This is a genomic window from Castellaniella caeni NBRC 101664 (assembly GCF_001592225.1).
Lineage (GTDB): Bacteria > Pseudomonadota > Gammaproteobacteria > Burkholderiales > Burkholderiaceae_B > Castellaniella > Castellaniella caeni.
Genome location: NZ_BCWN01000004.1, coordinates 26,081 through 45,094, shown reverse-complemented (window position 1 = coordinate 45,094; position 19,014 = coordinate 26,081). Strand labels below are relative to the sequence as shown.

Here is a 19,014-nt window from a genome sequence, read left to right as displayed (position 1 = left end):
CGAGCCATTCGTCTGAAATGCTCCTGCACCTGTAACGGCAGGTCTGGACAAAAGTTTAGGGCTTGTTTGGGGGCTTGTTCGCGGCTTTCGTCCAGGTGGGAAAGCCCGTGAAAACCCAGGTGAAAGCCGGTCTTCTTCGCGGGACGCGGGCAGGCGAGCTGGTGCATACTGCTGCTTTGAATCGTTCGTCACGGGTTGTCTGATGTTTCCGTCCGAGGGCCAGCTGATCGCTCAGTATGCACCGCTCGTGCGCCGTCAGGCGCTGGGCCTCATTGGCCGCCTGCCCGCCAGCGTCGAGCTCGACGACCTCATGCAGGCCGGCATGATCGGCCTGCTCGATGCCGTGCGCCGCTACCAAGAGCAACCCGAGGCCCAGTTTGAAACCTATGCCATCACGCGCATCCGGGGCGCCATGCTCGACGAGCTGCGCGGCCAGGACTGGCTGCCGCGCAGCGTGCGCACCAAGGCGCGCAGCATCGAACAGGCCGTGCAGGCGCTGCACCACCAGCTGCTGCGCCCGCCCACCGAGACCGAGATCGCGCAGGAAATGGGGGTCGGGCTGGCCGAATACCAGACATTGCTCGAAGAAGCCCATGGCGTGCAGGTGCTGATGGTCGAGGACCTGGTGCAGCACCGCGAGGGTCTGGACGGCGGCGCGCTGCTCGACGCGGCGGGCGGCGAGGGCAATCCGCTCGACTGGCTGATGCGCGATGGCTTGCGTCGGGTGCTGGTGCAGGCCATCGAAAACCTGCCCGAACGCGAACAGCTGCTGCTGTCCCTGCAGTTCGAGCAAGACCTCAATCAAAAGGAAATCGCCGCCGTCCTGCAGGTGACGGAAGGGAGGGTGTCGCAATTGCGCTCGCAGGCCGTGGCGCGCATCCGGGCCTGGCTTGCCAGCCACTCCTGGGAACCCGAGGCAGGCCAGGAAAATTACGAAAATCTGCTGTGACCAGCCCCTGCGACGGCTTGACAGCGCGTGTTGCTTGCCGTGATTGGACAATATAAGCACTTGAATATCAATTGCTTAGGGTTTTCACTGATTATTTTGTTGTCGGCTTTAAAAGATTCATTTAATATGCATCTTATCCGGCTGAAACAGCCGGGCCGTTCGACGAGGGAAACTCACCATGAATATCGATCGCTTCAAGAATCATCACGTTGAAATCCTCAGCGGCATTGCCACGCTGCGCAAGCTGACTCACCAGGGGGTCGCCGATTACGCGGTCGATATCGCCCACGAGCTGAAGGCGTTGGCGCAGGTGGTCACCCAGCACCTGGCCATCGAAGACCGCATCCTGTATCCGTCGCTCGAGCGCAGCGGCGACGACCACATGGCACGCATGAGTCGCGCCTACCAGGACGACATGCAGGGCATCGCCACGTCCTTCATCAACTTCGCCCGCCGCTGGAGCAACGCCACGCTGCTCACCAAAGACCCCGATGGCTTTCGCGCCGACGCCAATACGGTGCTGAAAAGCGTACATACCCGGATGGTGCGTGAAAATCACGAGTTCTATCCCGCCATCGAAGCCATGCACGAACCCGCCTACGCCTGATGCGCGGTGGCACGCGGCCCGGCGCAGTGGCCGGGTCGGCGGGTGGTGGGGCACAGCCATTGGTAACGCGGGGCGGCGGTGCGGCAGCAGTGCGGCAACGACCGCCCAAGCGCTGGTGCAAAAGCCATTTATAATGGCGGGCTGGTTTCCCCTTGCGGTCAAACGAATGAAAACCTCCGAAATCCGTCAGAAGTTCCTGTCCTTTTTTGAATCCAAAGGGCATCAGATCGTGCCGTCGTCGCCACTGGTGCCGGGCAACGATCCCACCCTGCTGTTCACCAACGCGGGGATGGTGCAGTTCAAAGACGTCTTCACCGGCAAGGACACCCGGCCTTACCATCGGGCCACGACGGCGCAGCGCTGCGTGCGCGCCGGGGGCAAGCACAACGACCTCGAAAACGTGGGCTACACGGCCCGGCACCATACGTTCTTCGAGATGCTGGGCAATTTCAGCTTCGGCGACTACTTCAAGCAAGACGCCATCCGCTACGCCTGGACGCTGCTCACCGAAATTTACGGTCTGCCCAAGGAAAAACTGTGGGTGACCGTCTACCAGGAAGACGACGAGGCCTACGACATCTGGGCCAAGCAGGTGGGGGTGCCGGTCGAGCGCATCATCCGCATCGGCGACAACAAGGGCGCGCGCTACGCGTCCGACAATTTCTGGCAGATGGCCGACACCGGCCCCTGCGGCCCCTGTTCGGAAATTTTCTACGATCACGGCCCCGACATCTGGGGCGGCCCTCCGGGTTCGCCCGAAGAAGACGGCGATCGCTACATCGAAATCTGGAACCTCGTGTTCATGCAGTTCGAGCGCGACGCCCAGGGCAACATGAACCCCTTGCCCAAGCCCTGTGTCGATACCGGCATGGGGCTGGAACGCATTGCCGCCGTCCTGCAGCACGTGCATTCCAACTACGAGATCGACCTCTTTCAGAACCTCATCCGCGCGGCGGCGCGCGAGACCGGTGCAACCGACCTTGGCGACAATTCGCTCAAGGTCATCGCCGATCACATCCGCGCCTGCAGCTTCCTGGTGGTCGACGGCGTCATTCCCGGCAACGAGGGGCGCGGCTACGTGCTGCGCCGCATCATCCGCCGCGCTCTGCGCCATGGTCACAAGCTGGGCCAGAAAGGGGTGTTCTTCTATCGTCTGGTGGCCGATCTGGTTGCCCAGATGGGGGCGGCCTATCCCGAACTCGCCGCCCAGCAGGCGCGCGTCGAGCAGGTGCTGCGCCAGGAAGAAGAGCGCTTTGGCGAAACCCTCGAAAACGGCATGCGCATCCTCGAGGCGGCCCTGGCCGAACTGCCCGTGGGGCAGGCGCTGGATGGCCAGACGCTGTTCACCCTGTACGACACCTACGGCTTCCCGGTCGACCTCACCGCCGACATCTGCCGCGAGCGCAAGATCGCGGTCGATCTCGACGGCTTTGAACACGCCATGGCGCATCAGCGCGAGCAGGCCCGCGCCGCAGGCAAGTTCAAGGCGGCCGCCGGCCTGTCCTACGACGGAGTGGCCACGCGCTTCGACGGCTACGAACACCTGCAGGGGCAGGCCAGCATCACGGCGCTCTACGTCGATGGCACGGCCGTGCCCTCGATCGCACAGGGCCAGGATGCCGTCGTCGTACTCGACGCCACGCCGTTCTATGCCGAGTCGGGCGGCCAGGTGGGCGACACTGGCCTCATCAGCAACGCCGCGGCGCGCTTCCAGGTGGCCGACACGCAAAAGATTCAAAGCACGGTCTTCGGGCACCATGGCAGCCTGCTCGAAGGCACGCTCTCCGTGGGTGACGTCGTCGGTACACAGGTCGATGAACAGCGCCGCGCCGACACCATGCGCAACCACTCGGCTACGCACCTGATGCACAAGGCTTTGCGCCAGGTGCTGGGCGAACACGTGCAGCAGCGCGGCTCGCTGGTCGATCCCGAAAAAACCCGCTTCGACTTCGCCCACGACGCGCCCATGACGCCCGAGCAGATCGCGCGGGTCGAGGCCATCGTCAATGACGAAGTGCTGGCCAACCAGGCGGTGCGTACGCAGCATCTCAGCTACGACGAGGCGGTCGCGGGCGGGGCGATGGCCTTGTTTGGCGAAAAATACGGCGACGTCGTGCGTGTGCTCGACATCGGCTTTTCGCGCGAGCTGTGCGGCGGCACCCACGTGGCGCGCACGGGCGACATCGGCCTGTTCAAGATCGTCTCCGAGGGCGGCGTGGCCGCCGGCATCCGCCGTGTCGAGGCTATCACCGGGCGCAATGCGCTGGCCTGGGTGCAACATACCCAGGGGGTGCTGCACGCGGCGGCGGGCCTGCTCAAGACGCAGACGGAAAACGTGCCCGACCGCATCCAGGCCTTGCAGCAGCAGGCGCGCCACACCGAACACGAGCTCGCGCGCCTGCAAGACAAGCTGGCCGCGGCGGCCGGTTCCGACCTGGCGGGGCAGGCGGTCGATGTGGCGGGCGTCAAGCTGCTGGCCACGCGCCTCAATGGGGTCGATCCCAAGGCGCTGCGCGGCATGATGGATCAACTGAAGTCCAAGCTCTCCAACGCGGTCATCCTGCTGGCGGCCGTCACCGACGACAAAATCAGCCTGGTGGCCGGGGTCAGCGCCGAACTCACCTCGCGCGTCAAGGCGGGCGATCTGGTGGGCGCCGTGGCGGCCCAGGTGGGCGGCAAGGGCGGCGGGCGCCCCGACATGGCCATGGGCGGCGGCTCGGACGTCGCCGCGCTCGATGGCGCGGTGGCGGGGGTGGCGGCCTGGCTGCGCGCGCGGCTGGGGGCGGCCTGATGGCCGACGCCCTGCCGCAGGCCGACCAAGAGGTCGATGCGCGGGGGCTGAACTGCCCCCTGCCCATCTTGCGCACCAAAAAAGCCCTGGCGCGTCTCGAGGGCGGCCAGGTGCTGGCCGTGCTGACCACCGACGCCCATGCCGGGCGCGATTTCCAGGCGTTTTGCCAGCAGACGGGCAACCCTCTGCTGGCCCAGCATGCGCGCGACGATGGCGTGACGGTGCACTACGTACAGCGGCGTCCGGCCTCTTGAGGCCCGGCTCGAAGCGCTGTTCTGTTGTTTTTCATGGCCTGGCGCCAGGTGTATCCAGACAAGCCATTGCGAAGTCTGGATGCGAGGTGCTAGAATTTCGTGTTTTACACCGATTTATCAAAGGATTATCAATGGTTGTGATTCGTCTGGCCCGCGGCGGCTCGAAGAAGCGTCCCTTCTACAATGTCGTTGCTGCTGATTCGCGCAATCGCCGCGATGGTCGCTTCATCGAGCGTGTGGGTTTCTATAACCCGGTGGCCGGTGAAGGCCAGGAAGGCCTGCGCATTGCGCTCGATCGCGTGCAGCACTGGGTGTCCAACGGCGCACAGCTGTCGGGCACGGTCGATCGTCTGGTCAAGGAATACTCCGCCAAGGTCGCGGCCGCTGCTTAAGCGGCATGCCGAGCATGGTCAGCCACGCGTCTTCCGGCCCGCTCGTCCCTGACGATCTGGTCGAGGTCGGGCGCGTGACGGCAGCACACGGCGTGCGCGGCGAGCTCAAGGTGCAGGCCTATTCGCCGCAGGCGGATGCCCTGTTCAATGCGCCGACCTGGTGGCTCAAGGCGCCCGATTCATCATTGGATCCGGGCGCTTTGTCGCGTGCGCACGAAAACCCGCGCGCCCTGACCATCCGCAGCTGCCGCCACCAGGGCGGCCAGTTTCTGGTGGTGCAGGCCGAAGGGTTGGCCGATCGCGATGCGGCCGAGGCGCTGCGCGGCCAGACGGTCTGGGTGCCGCGGACGGCGTTTCCCGCCGCCGAAGCCGATGAATACTACTGGGTCGATCTGATCGGCTGCGACTTCTACGGCCTGTCGCAGGCTGGCGCTCTGACGCTGCTGGGGCGGGTCGACCAGGTGCTGGACAACGGCGCGCATGCCCTCTTGCAGGTGGTGCGCGGGCAGCTCGATACGGCGGGCCAGTGGCAGGCGCAAGCGGATGCCAAGGGGCGTCCGCTGCAGGTGCTGGTGCCATTCGTCGCCGCCCACGTCCAGCACGTGGACATCGCCGGGCGGCGCATCGAGAGCGACTGGCCCGCCGATTTTTGAGTCGCGGCATGCGCTTTGATCTGATCACCCTGTTTCCCGAAATGTTCGCGGCGCTGTGCGACCACGGCGTCACCGGGCGTGCGCATCAGCGGGGCCTTTGGGCGCTGCACACCTGGAACCCGCGCGATTTCACCACCGACGTGCATCGCACCGTGGACGACCGCCCCTTTGGTGGCGGGCCGGGCATGGTGATGATGGCCGAGCCGCTGGCCCAGGCCATCGAGGCCGTGCGCCAGGCGCGCCTGGCCGCGCGTGCCGACCCCGATGCGCACGCGGCGCCCGTGGTGCTGCTGTCGCCCGCGGGACAAACCCACGATCAGGCGCGGGCCCAGGTCTGGGCCCAGGGCAGCGGGGCCATTTTCATCTGCGGCCGCTACGAAGGGGTGGATCAGCGCCTCATCGACCAGTACGTCGATCTCGAAGTCTCCCTGGGCGACTTTGTCCTGTCGGGGGGGGAGCTGGGTGCCATGGTGCTTATCGACAGCGTCGTGCGCCTGCTGCCCGGCGTGCTGCACGATGCCCAGTCGGCGGTGCAGGATTCCTTCAATCCCGCGCTCAACGGCTTGCTGGACAGTCCGCACTACACGCGTCCGGAGGTCTGGCGCGACCTGCCCGTGCCCGACACCCTTTTATCGGGCCATCACGCGCGCATCGCCGAATGGCGTCGCGCGCGCTCGCTGCAGCTGACGGCGCAGCGCCGCCCCGACCTGCTCGAAAAAGCCCGGCAGGCGGGCGAACTGAGCCGCAAAGACCTGGCCGTGCTGACGGTGTGTCAGCCGCCCGGCCAGGACAAGCCCCTTTAAGCAAGCTTTAAACAAACCCCTTTAAACAAACCCCTTTGACTTGCCGCTGTCTCGCGGCCGCAGCCACAGCCGCTTCAGCGGGGCGGCTTGCTTGCCGGGATGGGGTACTGGCGCCAGACCCAGGCGGCTTCGGGCCCTTTGGGCCGCGAGCAGGGTGCCTGGGGCCGACAGTAGCGCGGGTCGTTGGCCATGTAGTGCAAGAACGTGCCCGTTTTCAGCGCCTTTTGCGTGGCGCGCAGATTGGCCGGGCGTTCCTGGCTGGGGTAGCCCAGGTAGGCCTGGGCGCGGTACGGGCCCGGCGCCTGGCGCATGGCGTCGATGACCAGGCGGGCGCTGGCGATATGGTCTGGGTGATCGTGGCCGACGCAGCGCCAGCACAGCTGGGTATACGGAATCGCGATCGAGGCGTCCATCAGACGTATGACGCTGGGCTGCTGCGCGCGGATGAGGCCCGCCAGCAGATCCACCAATGCTGCGCGTGTGTAGTGCTCGGGGTAGGGCGCGTAGGCCCGCACCTGGGTTCCGGCGACGGATTCCAGGCGGCTGAGCGGCGTGAGGCTGCCCCAGCCGCGGCCCAGCCAGGGGTCGGGGATGCGCAGCATGATGAGCTGCACCTCGGGGTGGGCCCGCAAGGTATGGCGCACCAGGTGGTGGCCCGCGACGTCCAGGCTGTCGGTCGTCCAGCGGTTGGCCGCGCCCGCCATCTCGGCGTAGGCGGCCATGAGGCCGCGTTCGCGCGCCCGTGTGTACGGCAGGCCTTCGCCCCGATCGCCCGCCGTCAGGTACACCGTGTGCAGGCATTGGTCGCGCGCGATGCTGGCCTGCTGATCCGGGTTCATGAACAGCAGGTCGTCGTCCGCGTGGGCCACGAAGGCCAGCACCGTGCCCGCCGCGCAGTGGGCCGTCGCCGAGGCTGGCGCGCCCGCGGCCAGCAACAGGCAGGCCAGCCCCCAGAGCGCGAGGCGGCGAATCGACAAATGGAGGGACGTGGGTGTCATGAAAGCGACCTTTGAGGCCGCTATTCTAGAACCGATTGGATACGCGCGTTTACATCGTTGCGTTCATACTGCCATCCGGCCCACGGCCAGCCTTAGCCGCCGGGCGCCCAGGCCCAGCTGTTGCACCTGCTCTTCGGCGTCCTGCGCCTCGCGCAGATTGTCTTGGGCGATGGTCTGCACCTGGGACATCGATTGTTCCAGCTCCAGAATCTGTTCGCCCTGGTCGCGGTTGGCCTGGAGAAATTGCGACAGCGTGTGCGACAGCCCCTGAACGCCTTCGGCAAGCTGCTGCATGATGCCGCCGCTGCGCTCGATGAGCGCCGTGCCTTCGCCGACCTGCTGGCTGCTGGAACTGATCAGCTTGCGAATCTGCTGCGAGGCCTCGGCACTGCGTTGGGCCAGCGTGCGCACCTCGCCCGCTACGACGGCAAAGCCTCTGCCGTGCACGCCCGCGCGGGCGGCTTCCACCGAGGCGTTGAGCGCCAGGATGTTGGTCTGGAACGCGATACCGTCGATGAGCGTGGTGATGTCCTCGATCTGTCGGGAGAGTGTTTCCATGGCGTGCATGCTGTCCACGGACTGGCGCATGATGCGGCTGCCTTCCTGGGCCAGAACCGTGGTCTGCAGCACGGCCTGCTCGGCGCTTTCGGTGCGTTCGCGGTCAGCGCTCAATGAGTCGGTGAGTGCGCGGATGGATTCGACCGCCTGGGCGATGGCGTCGGCCTGGTGGTCGGCACCCTGGCTGACGGTTTCGTTGCCGTCGCGCAGGCGCCCCAGCGCCTGGTCGATGGACAGCGCCTGGGCCTGCACATTGGCGACTGCGGCGGCGATGGCCTGCAGCACCTGATAGAGTACTGTGGCAGCCGGGCTGGCGGGCGCCTGTTCAGACAGCGCGAGGCGGATCTGCCCGGCGTCCATCAGCTGGCTCACCATCTGGGTCAGTTCGTCGGCCTGGCGGGCGTCCTTGCGCATCCAGTGGGCGATGTAGCACAGGAATCCGGCTTCCACCACCACGTAGGCGGCGTGCGCCAGGACGCGGCCCAGGCCGGGCTGCGTGAAGCAGTAAGTCGGGTAGCCCAGCGTCTGCAGGGTGTTGAAGCTGAGGTGGTGCAGCGCGACCACCGCAGCGGCGATCAGGATCACCGACCAGTCGCGGTAGCACAGCAGGACGGCCAGCAGTACGAAGATGCCGAAGTGCAGCTCGATGGTGCCCATGGACTGATGAATTTGCAGAGCGCAGAACAGCATGAAGACGACGGCCACGGTGACGCGGGTGGCCTTGTGTCCCGGCAGCCACAGGATGAGGGCGGTGGGCACGAGGGCCAGTGGCAGGCCGACCAGCAGGGCCAGCGTCCAGGTATCGTGCCAGGGGGCCAGGCCCAGCGACGTGGCGAACAGCACCCACAGTAGCGGCAGCATGACCCGGTCGGCATGATGGGCGCTGCGGTTGATGGAAAAAGACTCTGGGTGCGGTTGATTCATGTCGTCGTGCGGGGAGGGTCGGGGCGTGGATGCGATGAAGTCCATGGAACCGGGCGGATCCATGGACTTCAATCAAACGTCTGTTTGATTTTTAAAAATTATAGAATTTAAGGGTAAACCCTGTATCAACCCCTGGTGTTTCGCCCGTGATCGACGCTTGAATCCGTTGCGATTTTGTCACACGGCCTCGGCGCTGAGGGCCAGCCGCGCCGTGGCCCTGGTGGCGGGTGCGCGGACTGCGTCGTCGGCCGCGTGGGGCTCGTCCAGCCCGCCCAGATGGAAGAAAGCCATCAGCCGCGCCAGGTGCTCGGCCTGGTCTTTCAGGCTGGCGGCGGCGGCCACGGATTCTTCCACCAGGCTGGCGTTCTGGCGCGTGACGTCGTCCATCTGAGTGACGGCGACGTTGATCTCTTCGATGCCGGTGGTCTGCTCGCGGCTGGCCGCGCTGATGTCTCCCATGATGTGGGTGACGCGCTGAACGTCGGCGACGATCTGCTCCATGGTGCTGCCCGCCTGGGCGGCCTGCTGGTTGCCCAGGGCGGTTGCCTGCACCGAGGTGTCGATGAGGCCCTTGATTTCTTTGGCGGCCGCCGCACTGCGCTGGGCGAGCCCGCGCACCTCCGCGGCCACCACGGCGAAGCCGCGGCCCTGTTCGCCCGCGCGGGCCGCCTCGACCGCCGCGTTGAGTGCCAGGATGTTGGTCTGGAAGGCGATGCTGTCGATCACGCTGATGATTTCAGTCACCTGGGCCGAGCGGCTGTTGATGTCCCGCATGGTGGCCACCAGCTGGTGCACGATGGCCCCGCCTTCGGTGGCCGACTGCGCCGCCGCCGCGGCCAGCGTGTTGGCCTGCTGGGCGTTCTCGGCGTTCTGGCGCACGGTGGATGTGATCTGTTCGGTGGTGGCGGCGGTCTCAGTGAGCGAACTGGCCTGCTGTTCGGTGCGCGAGGACAGATCGAGGTTGCCCGCCGATATCTGCGCCGAGGCGCTGGCGATGGAATCGGCCCCGTGGCGCACGTTGCCGACGATGGCTGCCAGGTGGTCGCGCATGTCCTGCATGGCAAAGAGCAGGCTGGATTGGTCTCCCGTTTGCAGGGTGATGGGGACGGCCAGATCACCCTCCGAGATGCGGTTCAGGATCGAGGCGGCGTAGGCGGGTTCACCGCCCAGCTGGCGCAGCAGGGCCCGCGTGATGCGCCAGTTGACATAGGCGGCGATGAGGCTGAGCAGGACGATGAGCCCGCCCAGCAGGTAGCGACTGGCGACGAGCGCGTCGGCGCGGCTGGTGAGCAGGGCCTGCAGCTGCACGAGCACGGCCTCGTTCAGCTGGAATTGCGCGTCGATGGCACTCGTGAACTGCCGCATGTAGTCGTTGGCGGGAAATTGCAGCGTGCTGGCGCGGATGATCTGTGCCTGAGCCAGGGCGATCGCCTGCCTGGCGCTGTCGAGCGCCGCCTGGCTGCTGGGTTTGAGCGTATCGCCCAGGCTGGGGTTCAGTCGGCCTGCGTTGGCCAGTGCGTTGCTCAGGGCTTGGTAGTGCTCTTGCGCGCGATCCATCAGCACACGCAGCTCGATGCGCTGCTCGGGCGAGGCCTGGTGTTGGGCCAGCAGACCGACGCCAAACCCGCGCGTCTGGCCGAACAGCTCGGTCAGACGAGGGGCTTCGTCCAGCGCCGCCGTGATGAGGTAATAGCCTTGGGCATCGGGATCGAAGCTCAGGCCGTAATCCTGCATGAGCAGCGACTTCAGCTGCAGCAGGTCGGCGTTGAGTTGTGTATGGGCCGCGTAGCTCTCCGCACTCGAGATCTGGCCTTGGTCGATACCGCCCTTGAGGTACTGCCAGTTGTTGCGCACAACCTGCCAAACCGCATCGAGCATCGGGTTGTGTTTGACTTGCTGCAGCGACTGGTTCAGCGTGTCGAGGGCCTGATCAACCTCGCGCTGCTTGCTCTGGCGCGCGGCGCGCGCGCTGGCGTCGCCATTGAGCGCCAGTGCCGACAGGCCGCGGTGCTGTTGACTCAGCTGCAGCAACGTGAGTGTGTCATGCAGCGGCCGCAGGCCTTGCGTTTCGAGCCGGGTTGCGTCGATGACTTTGCCCGATTCGTGCAGATAGAGGATGGAGGGCGCGGCGACCAGCACGACCCCGAACAGGGCCAGGACGGCGAATTTCTGCCAGAGGCGCAGGCGGTTGAGATAGGTATCGATGCGATTGGGAGCGGGCGACATTGTCATCCTGATCAGGGTGGCGTTTGCTTGACGAAAGGCGCATGCCCGGATGGGGCTTGCTGCCGTCATCGTACGGGTAGCGGCAAACGCCCGATTTGTCTTACATCAAGAATCAGCGGCATCCCTTTGTCGCATTCGCTGCGTGGCGCGCCGCGCGTGGGTGGGGAGACACAGCGATTTGGTGTACCGGGAGGGCGGCGGTATAAAGAGAGGGAGTGTCGGCCAGCGTCGCGCAGGGGCTGTGTCGGCGTCCCTTTCTTCTTTCGGAGCCCCGACCATGCATGAATCCCCCCAGCTGGCTGAATGGATCATCGAGCAGACCACCGATGCGCTCATCTATGCCGACCGGGCAGGCGACATCCAGCGCTGGAACGCGGCGGCCACTGCCTTGTTCGGTTTCCCAGCCAGCGAGGCACTGGGGCAAAACCTGGATCTCATCATCCCCGAGCACCTGCGCGCGGCCCATTGGGCGGGGTTCGAGGCCGCCATGGAGCGCGGCCGCCTGAAGCTGGGGGGGCGCCCCACGCTGACGCGCGGCCTGCACAAGGACGGGCGCAAGCTCTATGTGGAAATGACTTTCGCCCTGGTGTGCGATTCCGCGGGTGAAGCCGTGGGTGCCGTCGCCATGGCCCGGGACGTCACCGAGCGCACCGAGCGCGAGCGCGCGGCGCGCAAGGCCGCGCAGGGTGGCGCATCCGCTCAGGTTTGATGTCTGAAGAGGCTGGGCGGGGCGCGCACCGGGGTGCGGCGCTGGCCCGTGGCCTGTCTGGCCCGCTTAGCGCGTGCTCAGCGTCTTGGGTTTGCCCTGTGCGTCGATGGTCTCCAGGGCCAGGGGGCGCCGCCAGACCCGCCCCAGGTATTCCAGCACTTTCTGGGCGCGTTCCAGATCCAGGCCGCGCCCGTCCGACGCGTGGTCGTGGCGCAGGGCGAGGCTGCCGTCGTTGCTCAGGCTGACGGCCTGGATGCGCGGTGCGGCGAAATTGAATTTCGGCGCGATCAGCTGTTCGCGCAGCGTCTTGATGTCGGCGTTTTCGATGCGGATGCGCGTGCCCGTCGCGGGGTCGTCGCGTACGCGGTAGCTGAGCAGCTGCAGCTTCTCGGCCAGGGCTTCGTCCAGGTGGTTGCGGATGAAGCTGAAGTCATCTTCTTCGCTGCGGATGCGCAGGGCCGCTTCCAGACCGTGGCGCTCGATGATGTCTTCCCACATCGTGAAGCCGACGTGGTAGGGGTTGAGCGACAGCGAGAGTTCTTTGCCCTGCGCGTAGGGGCGGATCACGTCCGAGTGCGACTTGATGGCGTCCAGGTAGAGGTCGTTGGGCAGGAAATCGGCCTCGCGCAGCAGTCGCGCGTGCCAGTAGCTGGCCCAGCCCTCGTTCATGATCTGGCAGGCAAAGACCGGGTAGAAATAGAACGACTCTTCGCGCACGGCCAGGAAGATGTCGCGCTCCCAGCCGTCCATGTCGGGTGCGTAGCGCGCGATGAACCACAGCAGGTCGGATTCCGGGTAGGGCGGAATGGGCGCGCGCGTGCGCCGCCGGATGGGGGGCGCCTGCTCGCCGGGCAGCGCGGCGTAGCGCGAGCGAAAGCCCGAGGGCTTGGGGCCGGACTTGGGCAGGATGTGGGTCGGATAATCGGGCCGGTGAATCGGCTGATTGATGTCGATGTGTTGTTCCAGCGCCAGCGCGGCGTCCAGCACGGCCTCGACGCGCTGCTGGCCGTGCTCTTCGATGGCCGCCTGGATGTTGCGCGCCCGTTCCGCCGCCTCGGCGACGATGTGGTAGCCCACCTGCTGCTGCATGCGGGCGAACAGGGCGTTGTTCTTGGAAAAATCGGCATGACCCAGGACGTGGGCCGTCACCAGGGTGTTTTGCGCCAGGCCGTTGTCGGTGACCAGGTAGGCGCGGTTGGGGTTGCCGGGAAACACCACCTCGAAGATGTGCGAGCCGCCCATACGGTGCTGCACCTGCTGGTGGATGTAGCGCACGCCGAACGACCAGTGCGGCATGCGGATCGGCAGGCCGTAGACGGCCACCTCCATCATGAAGGTGTTGGGCACCAGCTCGAAATCGACCGGATCATAGTCCAGCTTGTTGCGCGCGGCCAGTGCCTCGATCTTGGGCATATAGCGTGTCAGCTGCTCCATGCCCTGGGTATGAGCGGCTTGCATGTCAGGCCTCCTGGCGCAGGGCCGCGCTGGCCTCGTGCTGGAAGAAGCGGCGCACGGCGTTCCAGACGTCGCCGCGTTCGTGCATGGTGTAGGTGCCGACCGGGTAGTTGCGCGCGGCCAGCGCATGAAACAGGCGGCCCGTTTCGGAGAGCCCCGCTTCGTTCGGGTTTTGCGGCGTCTCGACGAAGCCCATGAAGTTGACGATGTCGCCCAGCTGGCACAAGAGTTTGTCGGCCTGGTTGCGGTCTTCGGGGAAGTTTTCGCCGTCCGAGGCGTAGAACAGGTAGTGGTTGTAGCGCCGCGTGGGATAGCGCTTGGCGAACACGTCCAGCGCCAGCTTGAAGGCGCTGGAGGCGGTGGTGCCGCCAGTGGCGGTCACCTGGAAGAACTGTTCTTCGGTGATTTCCCACGCCTGGTCGGTATGCGCGATGAAGACGATTTCCAGTGCGCTGCCGTACTGGCGCCGCAGGCCTTGCACCACCCAGAAGAAGAACGACTTGGCCAGCTTGCGCCGCTCTTCGTCCATCGAGCCCGAGACGTCCAGCACCAGCGCCACCACGGCGTCGGTAGCGGGGCGCTGGCGCCGCGCCAGCTGGCGAAAGCGCAGGTCTTCGTCGGAGAATGGGGCGGCGTCTTCGGCCTGGGCGTGGCGCCGCTTGATGGCTTCTTTCAGGGTGAGGCGGCGATCCAGGCGCGAAATGGGGCCGTGGTGGCTCCAGCCCTCGCGCACCAGGTCTTCGTCCTTGAGGGCGTCGCTGGTGCGCGGCTTGAGATCGGGCAGGTGCAGCTCTTCCCAGATCCAGTCAACGATGTCCTCGATCTTGAGTTCGAGCAGGAAGCGCAGTTCGCCGCCGCCGTTGCCGCCCGCACCGGCCTGGCCGCCTTCGCCGGGCTGGCCCTGACCTTGCTGGTATTCGTCGCCCGGCTGGCCGCCGCCCTGGCCCACGCCGGCGGCCTCGTCCGGCGTGTTCAGGCGGAAGCGGTAGTGTTCAAGAAAACGTACCGGCACTCGCACCGTGTGGCTGGACGGGCGGCTGAGGATGTCCGCCCCGGCGATCATGTCGGGCAGCTGCTCGCGCACGGCCTCGCGCACTTTCTCGTTGTGCCTGAGCCAGTCGCGCGCCCCGCGCGAGAACAGGTCGTACCAGTGGTGCGCCTGGGCCAGGTTGGACAAAGGCCGTTTGGCTGGCTTGGTCATGATGGCGACCTCGCAGGTAATGGCTACTCTCGGCTACTCTTGCGCCAGCAGCGTCGTGACGTAGTTGAGCGCTTCGTGCGCGCTGTGGGCGTCGTAGCCGTAATCGTTGACCAGCCGTTCTTCCACCGCCGAGATTTTCTTCAGGGTCTCGGAGTCGGCGCGGGCGCTGGACGTGACCAGGCGCAGCACGTCGCGGCGTTCTTCGAACAGGTATTGTTCGATGGCTTCGCGCAGGCGCCCGTGTTCGGCCAGCGTGAACTTGGTGCCGCGCTTGTAGGCGTTGAGTGCCTTGCGCACGATCTCCTGGCGGAAGGACGTCTTGCCGGAGTCGGAAATGCTGATCTTGGTCTCGACGCTGCGCAGGAAGCGCTCGTCGGCGTCGTGTTCTTCGCCGGTGATGGGGTCTTCGACCTTGCGGTTTTCGAGCACGGCCTCGACTTCGTCGAGGTATTTGTCGAGCAGCTCTTGTGCCTCGTCCTGAAACGAGACGAACAGGGCCTTGTGCACGTCTTCCTTGACCCAGCGGTTGTAGAACTCTTTGCGCGTGGTGACGAGGAAGTCGGTCCATTGCTTCTTCACTTTGGCGTCCATGCGGGCGTCGAGCTCGATGGCGTCTTTCAGCGCCAGCATGACCTCCATGGCGGTGAGGCTCTTGCTTTCGGACTGGCTGATGGCCCCGGCCAGGGCGTTGACGATGAAGCGCGGCGAGACGCCGTCCATGCCTTCGTCGGGTTGTTCGCGGATGATGCGTTCGGCTTCGGTGTCGGAGATGCCCTCGACGGCCTCGTGGGCGTGGATGCGCAGCTTTTTGCTGAGGTCGAGGTCGGGCCGCTCGGACGGCTTGAGCCGTGTGAGGATGGCGAAGACGGCAGCCACCTGCAGCGCGTGCGGATCGAGGTGTACCTGGCGAAAGGACGGCGTGGCCGACGTGAGCTTGTGGTAGATGCGGGCTTCGTCGGTGTAGCACAGCGTATAGGGCACTTGCACGATCACCATGCGGTCGAGCAGGGCCTCGTTTTCCTTTTCCTGCAGGAAGCGGCGAAATTCGGCCATATTGGTGTGCGCCACGATGGTCTCGTCGATGTAGATGAGCGGAAAACGCGAGACCTTGACCACCTGTTCTTGCGTGAGGGTGAGCAGCAGGTAGAGAAATTCGCGCTTCACCTTCAGGATTTCGATCATCTCGAGCAGGCCGCGGTTGCCCGCGTAGACCGCCCCCGACCACGACCAGGCGCGCGGGTCGCCCTCGTCGCCGTATTCGGCCACCCGCGAGAGATCGACCGAACCCACGAGGTCGGCGATGTCGGCCGTGGTGGGGTCGTGCGGCGCATAGGTGCCCACGGCGCGGCGGTCGGCCTCGTCGATGAAGATGCGGTGCACGGGTACGCGGGTGAAGTCGCCGCCGTACTTTTCGTCCAGCAGGGTGCGCGTGAAGGGGGAGAGCTCGCCATTGAGCTTGACGCCGTAGAAGTCCTGGAATTCGGCCTGCTTGCCGTGCGGGATGAGCAGCAGGGGCGATTCCTGGATGGGGCTTTCCTGGATGGCGTACAGCGCGCCTTCGTCGGTACGGCTGTAGGCTTCCAGCCCGCGCTTGAGCAGCGTCACCAGGCTGGACTTGCCGCCCGACGGGGGGCCCAGCAGCAGCAACAGGCGCCGCCCGACTTCGGAGCCCTCGCTGGCCGCCTTGAAGTAGTTGGCAACGCGTTCGAGCGCCTGGTCGATGCCGAAGAGTTCGTCTTCGAAGAGCTTGTAGCGGGTGGGCGCGTCGGCCTGCTTTTGCACTTCGAGCCCGCGCCAGCAGATCATGTCCCAGATGTACTGGTGGCTCGAGCGGGCGGCTCGGGCGGGATTGCTGGCGACGACGTCGCGCAGGTAATCGTTGAAACTGCCTTCCCAGCGCTGTGCCTGTTGCTTGCGTGAATAATCGACCAGCGACTCGACGAACTCCGAGCGTTGCCGCTCTGTGTTTTGATTGTGATCGGCCACGGCTTTCTCCCGACGTGCTTTGAGCGAGCTGCCGACAGACAGGCTGGCTGCGAACCGGTCTACGTCAGTCGCTGTCTTAACGGTAGTCGCTTGGCGGCGAAATGTCCAACCTCGCTGACCATCTTTTGACGGCTGAAGTTGTTCCTGTCGTTCAGGACAAAGTCAGGAATCAAAAAGGACACTGAAATTGCAAATATCCATGTTTGAAACATAGGTATCCGGCCGTGGAAAGCTGGTACGCGCCCGCAACCGCTGCCTGACGGTTTCATCAGTCGTCTTGCCAGGAAACTCCAAAGTTGCTCCATCACCAGGAGAACGCAATGGACGTGTCATTCACCACCAAAATGAGTCTGCTGGCCGGTGGCCTGCTGCTCACCTTGTCAGCCTGCAGCGATCCACAACAGGCTGCCCAGAAATCACTGCAGAAAATCGCGGCATCTTTGCAGCAGGAAAAAACCGACCTCGACCCGCAAAAGCAGCTGGCCGCCTATCAGCAGATGGTCACCGACGTGCAGGCCATCACCAAAGACTATGCCGACTCGGCAACGGGCAAGGCGCTGGCGGCGGGCCAGAGCGTGGACGGCATCTCGGTGGCAGGCCTGACCAAGCTGCGCGATGCCATGGCGGAGCGTGCTCCGTGCTATGCCAGCCCCACCTCGGCCTGCCTGCGGCCCTTTTCACATCATCCATCCGGCCCGACGCAAGCGCGGGGCGGGGCCGCCGCTTCGGGCAGTGCGCAGCAGGCGGCTGAGCAAATCTGCTCTCAGGGCTTTGCCGCGGCCGACAAAGCGCTGGAGGGCATGAAGATCAACAAGCCCGCCTACGCCAAAGAGGTCATTCAGCTGGGGTTGGCGGCCGGACAATGCCAGCGCCCGGACGACGTCAAGGCGGCGGTCAATGCGTTCATGGCCATTTATCCTGGCGCGGACGAGCAGCAGGTCAATTCGCTGCTGAGCATCCTGGCCACCCCTGGGCTGCAGGCAGCCTGGCCAGAAGTCATGGCCCAGCTGGAAAAGGGCTTGCAGTCGGGACAATACGGCAAGAACGCGACAGCTTCGGTGACGCTGAACCTGGCCCTGGGCTACGCCAACGCGGGCAACAGCGCAAAGGCTTTGGAAAAATATCGTGATTTCACCGATACGCTGCATTACCGGGCCGATCCATCCACGCAGCAGCAGCTTGCCGCAGCCATCATGGCCAGTGGCGATATCGATTCCGGCTTGAAGATCATGGGAGCCACCGCCAACCAGGACGTCCTGGCCGTGGCTCTGAACCAGGGGATCAACGCGCTGGCGACCCGGTTGGGCCTGTTTCAGCCGGGCATCACGACCCGCTTGCCGTTCAATGAGAACACCACGCTTCACGATTACCTGTCTGCCGTGTCGGCTGATGTGAAACCCGCTTATCAGTCGGCCACCCAGGCGTTCGAGGGCCAGATCGACAACATGGCACCTACCGTCAGGCGCAGCAACCAGACTGTGGGGCTGATCGGCCTTGATCGGGACTATGCGCTGCTGGCCTTGATCCACCAAAAGCTGGGTGAGCCACAGCTGGCGACGGCAGCCTTGAAAAAAGGGCAGGCGTATGGCGCCCGCATGCTGGGCCAGCCAGAGAACAGTCCAGACTACCCCAGCATTGCCGCCCCCGGTGCGGTCGTCCTGATCGCGCAAGGTGACTATGCCGGGGCCGCCCACCTGATCCAGGCCGGCAATCTGTCTTCGGATGCCTATGGAGCCTTGCTGATGAAGGCGGCGGGGCAAACGATGAATGCGGAACAGACGCTGGACATCGCCAACACCATCAGTCGGCAATATGGCCTGTACAACACGTACACCGTTGTGATTCCCGAAATGGCCCAGGCCGGGCGCATGGACGACATCGACAAGCTGATTGCGGCCTGGGCGGGAAACCCGGCACAGAAGCGACTCTTCTACGGCCTGATTTTGGATGGTCTGGTTGCTCATGGCGATGCGGATGCCGCCAAAGAATACGCCCAGAAGCAGCACTTGGCCGACGACGATCTGGGCAAGCTTCGCCTGGACGCGCAGCTGTTGAAAATTCCTGCGATCGCCACCAGCCAGGCCAAGGCCGAGCCCCTGATTCGTGAGATGTTCCAGATCGGCCAGACGCTGGACAAGGGGCAGGGCGTGCAGTATAGCGGGGGCTCCGACCGGATGATTGCCCAAAACGCGGCTGCCGCCGCATTTCGCAATGGCTATGTCGATCTCGGGATCGAACTGTACCGGGCTGCCGCCAACAAAGATCAGCGCCCCTTGCTGGCGGCATTCGAGAAAAAGATTGCTCCGCAGGACACGACCCGGGTGTTGATGCTGGCTAATAACCAGCTTTCTGGAGATCGCATGAAGACGGTCGTTGACCACGCCATCCGGGCCTTGGACAGCTGATCGGGACTGGGCGGGCCCTTGATACGCCGGCCCAGGCTTTCGCGAACGAAATCCGCAGCTACGTCGGCCAGGTGGATTTGCCCCGGGGCTGCCATGTGCTTGC

15 protein-coding genes are annotated in these 19,014 nt (G+C 65.1%); 9 read left to right on the top strand and 6 right to left on the bottom strand.

What is annotated here, in order from left to right:
• The first annotated feature begins 202 nt into the window (after positions 1–202).
• The 7 genes from CCA01S_RS03580 (at position 203) to trmD (ending at position 6,449) form a co-directional block, all read left to right on the top strand.
• Positions 203–949 (top strand): RNA polymerase sigma factor FliA, encoded by a 747-nt coding sequence (locus CCA01S_RS03580; protein ID WP_066454213.1) that lies wholly within the window; start codon positions 203–205, stop codon positions 947–949.
• 178 nt (positions 950–1,127) lie between these two features.
• A complete protein-coding gene (locus CCA01S_RS03575) occupies positions 1,128–1,556 on the top strand; it encodes a hemerythrin domain-containing protein (RefSeq protein WP_066454207.1) in 429 nt (142 codons plus the stop codon).
• Between the two features lie 166 nt (positions 1,557–1,722).
• A complete protein-coding gene (alaS, locus tag CCA01S_RS03570; RefSeq protein ID WP_066454206.1) occupies positions 1,723–4,347 on the top strand; it encodes an alanine--tRNA ligase in 2,625 nt (874 codons plus the stop codon).
• Positions 4,347–4,601 (top strand): sulfurtransferase TusA family protein, encoded by a 255-nt coding sequence (locus CCA01S_RS03565; protein WP_066454203.1) that lies wholly within the window; start codon positions 4,347–4,349, stop codon positions 4,599–4,601. The genes alaS and CCA01S_RS03565 overlap by 1 nt, the downstream gene beginning before the upstream one ends.
• A 131-nt stretch (positions 4,602–4,732) precedes the next feature.
• Complete coding sequence (rpsP, locus tag CCA01S_RS03560) at positions 4,733–4,993, top strand: 30S ribosomal protein S16 (protein WP_066454200.1); 261 nt, start codon at positions 4,733–4,735, stop codon at positions 4,991–4,993.
• A 5-nt stretch (positions 4,994–4,998) separates the two neighbouring features.
• Positions 4,999–5,646, top strand: a complete 648-nt coding sequence (gene rimM / locus CCA01S_RS03555) for a ribosome maturation factor RimM (protein ID WP_439951496.1) — start codon at positions 4,999–5,001, stop codon at positions 5,644–5,646.
• Between the two features lie 8 nt (positions 5,647–5,654).
• The gene (trmD, locus tag CCA01S_RS03550) at positions 5,655–6,449 is read left to right on the top strand and encodes a tRNA (guanosine(37)-N1)-methyltransferase TrmD (protein WP_066454195.1); all 795 of its coding nucleotides are present in this window, start codon (positions 5,655–5,657) and stop codon (positions 6,447–6,449) included.
• A 74-nt stretch (positions 6,450–6,523) separates the two neighbouring features.
• On the opposite strand, the gene CCA01S_RS03545 is transcribed toward trmD, so the two are convergent.
• The 3 genes from CCA01S_RS03545 to CCA01S_RS16185 form a co-directional block, all read right to left on the bottom strand.
• Entirely contained in the window at positions 6,524–7,447 is a 924-nt protein-coding gene (locus CCA01S_RS03545) for a PIG-L family deacetylase (RefSeq protein ID WP_084386438.1), read from the bottom strand.
• Positions 7,448–7,510: 63 nt separating this feature from the next.
• The gene (locus CCA01S_RS03540) at positions 7,511–8,992 is read right to left on the bottom strand and encodes a methyl-accepting chemotaxis protein (protein ID WP_066454190.1); all 1,482 of its coding nucleotides are present in this window, start codon (positions 8,990–8,992) and stop codon (positions 7,511–7,513) included.
• A gap of 114 nt (positions 8,993–9,106) precedes the next feature.
• Positions 9,107–11,155: a methyl-accepting chemotaxis protein gene (locus CCA01S_RS16185; RefSeq protein ID WP_066454185.1), complete on the bottom strand. Its 2,049-nt coding sequence runs from the start codon at positions 11,153–11,155 to the stop codon at positions 9,107–9,109.
• 277 nt (positions 11,156–11,432) lie between these two features.
• Between CCA01S_RS16185 and CCA01S_RS03530 the strand changes: the two genes are divergently transcribed.
• Complete coding sequence (locus CCA01S_RS03530; RefSeq protein ID WP_066454182.1) at positions 11,433–11,864, top strand: PAS domain-containing protein; 432 nt, start codon at positions 11,433–11,435, stop codon at positions 11,862–11,864.
• A 66-nt stretch (positions 11,865–11,930) separates the two neighbouring features.
• On the opposite strand, the gene CCA01S_RS03525 is transcribed toward CCA01S_RS03530, so the two are convergent.
• From CCA01S_RS03525 to CCA01S_RS03515, 3 genes are read right to left on the bottom strand one after another with little or no spacing between them, the layout of a single operon-like run.
• Complete coding sequence (locus CCA01S_RS03525) at positions 11,931–13,322, bottom strand: SpoVR family protein (protein ID WP_232304963.1); 1,392 nt, start codon at positions 13,320–13,322, stop codon at positions 11,931–11,933.
• 1 nt (position 13,323) lies between these two features.
• Positions 13,324–14,520, bottom strand: coding sequence for a DUF444 family protein (locus tag CCA01S_RS03520; RefSeq protein WP_066454179.1), 1,197 nt, complete (start codon positions 14,518–14,520; stop codon positions 13,324–13,326).
• A gap of 33 nt (positions 14,521–14,553) precedes the next feature.
• Positions 14,554–16,506: a prkA protein gene (locus tag CCA01S_RS03515; RefSeq protein WP_066454176.1), complete on the bottom strand. Its 1,953-nt coding sequence runs from the start codon at positions 16,504–16,506 to the stop codon at positions 14,554–14,556.
• A 320-nt stretch (positions 16,507–16,826) separates the two neighbouring features.
• On the opposite strand from CCA01S_RS03515, the gene CCA01S_RS03510 reads away from it, so the two are divergent.
• Complete coding sequence (locus CCA01S_RS03510; protein WP_066454173.1) at positions 16,827–18,911, top strand: hypothetical protein; 2,085 nt, start codon at positions 16,827–16,829, stop codon at positions 18,909–18,911.
• Positions 18,912–19,014 lie beyond the last annotated feature (103 nt).

Coding starts and splice junctions, on each gene's coding strand:
- CCA01S_RS03580 (WP_066454213.1), top strand. CDS start 203: ATGTTTCCGTCCGAGGGCCAGCTGATCGCTCAGTATGCACCGCTCGTG.
- CCA01S_RS03575 (WP_066454207.1), top strand. CDS start 1,128: ATGAATATCGATCGCTTCAAGAATCATCACGTTGAAATCCTCAGCGGC.
- alaS (WP_066454206.1), top strand. CDS start 1,723: ATGAAAACCTCCGAAATCCGTCAGAAGTTCCTGTCCTTTTTTGAATCC.
- CCA01S_RS03565 (WP_066454203.1), top strand. CDS start 4,347: ATGGCCGACGCCCTGCCGCAGGCCGACCAAGAGGTCGATGCGCGGGGG.
- rpsP (WP_066454200.1), top strand. CDS start 4,733: ATGGTTGTGATTCGTCTGGCCCGCGGCGGCTCGAAGAAGCGTCCCTTC.
- rimM (WP_439951496.1), top strand. CDS start 4,999: ATGCCGAGCATGGTCAGCCACGCGTCTTCCGGCCCGCTCGTCCCTGAC.
- trmD (WP_066454195.1), top strand. CDS start 5,655: ATGCGCTTTGATCTGATCACCCTGTTTCCCGAAATGTTCGCGGCGCTG.
- CCA01S_RS03545 (WP_084386438.1), bottom strand. CDS start 7,447: ATGACACCCACGTCCCTCCATTTGTCGATTCGCCGCCTCGCGCTCTGG.
- CCA01S_RS03540 (WP_066454190.1), bottom strand. CDS start 8,992: ATGGATCCGCCCGGTTCCATGGACTTCATCGCATCCACGCCCCGACCC.
- CCA01S_RS16185 (WP_066454185.1), bottom strand. CDS start 11,155: ATGTCGCCCGCTCCCAATCGCATCGATACCTATCTCAACCGCCTGCGC.
- CCA01S_RS03530 (WP_066454182.1), top strand. CDS start 11,433: ATGCATGAATCCCCCCAGCTGGCTGAATGGATCATCGAGCAGACCACC.
- CCA01S_RS03525 (WP_232304963.1), bottom strand. CDS start 13,322: ATGCAAGCCGCTCATACCCAGGGCATGGAGCAGCTGACACGCTATATG.
- CCA01S_RS03520 (WP_066454179.1), bottom strand. CDS start 14,520: ATGACCAAGCCAGCCAAACGGCCTTTGTCCAACCTGGCCCAGGCGCAC.
- CCA01S_RS03510 (WP_066454173.1), top strand. CDS start 16,827: ATGGACGTGTCATTCACCACCAAAATGAGTCTGCTGGCCGGTGGCCTG.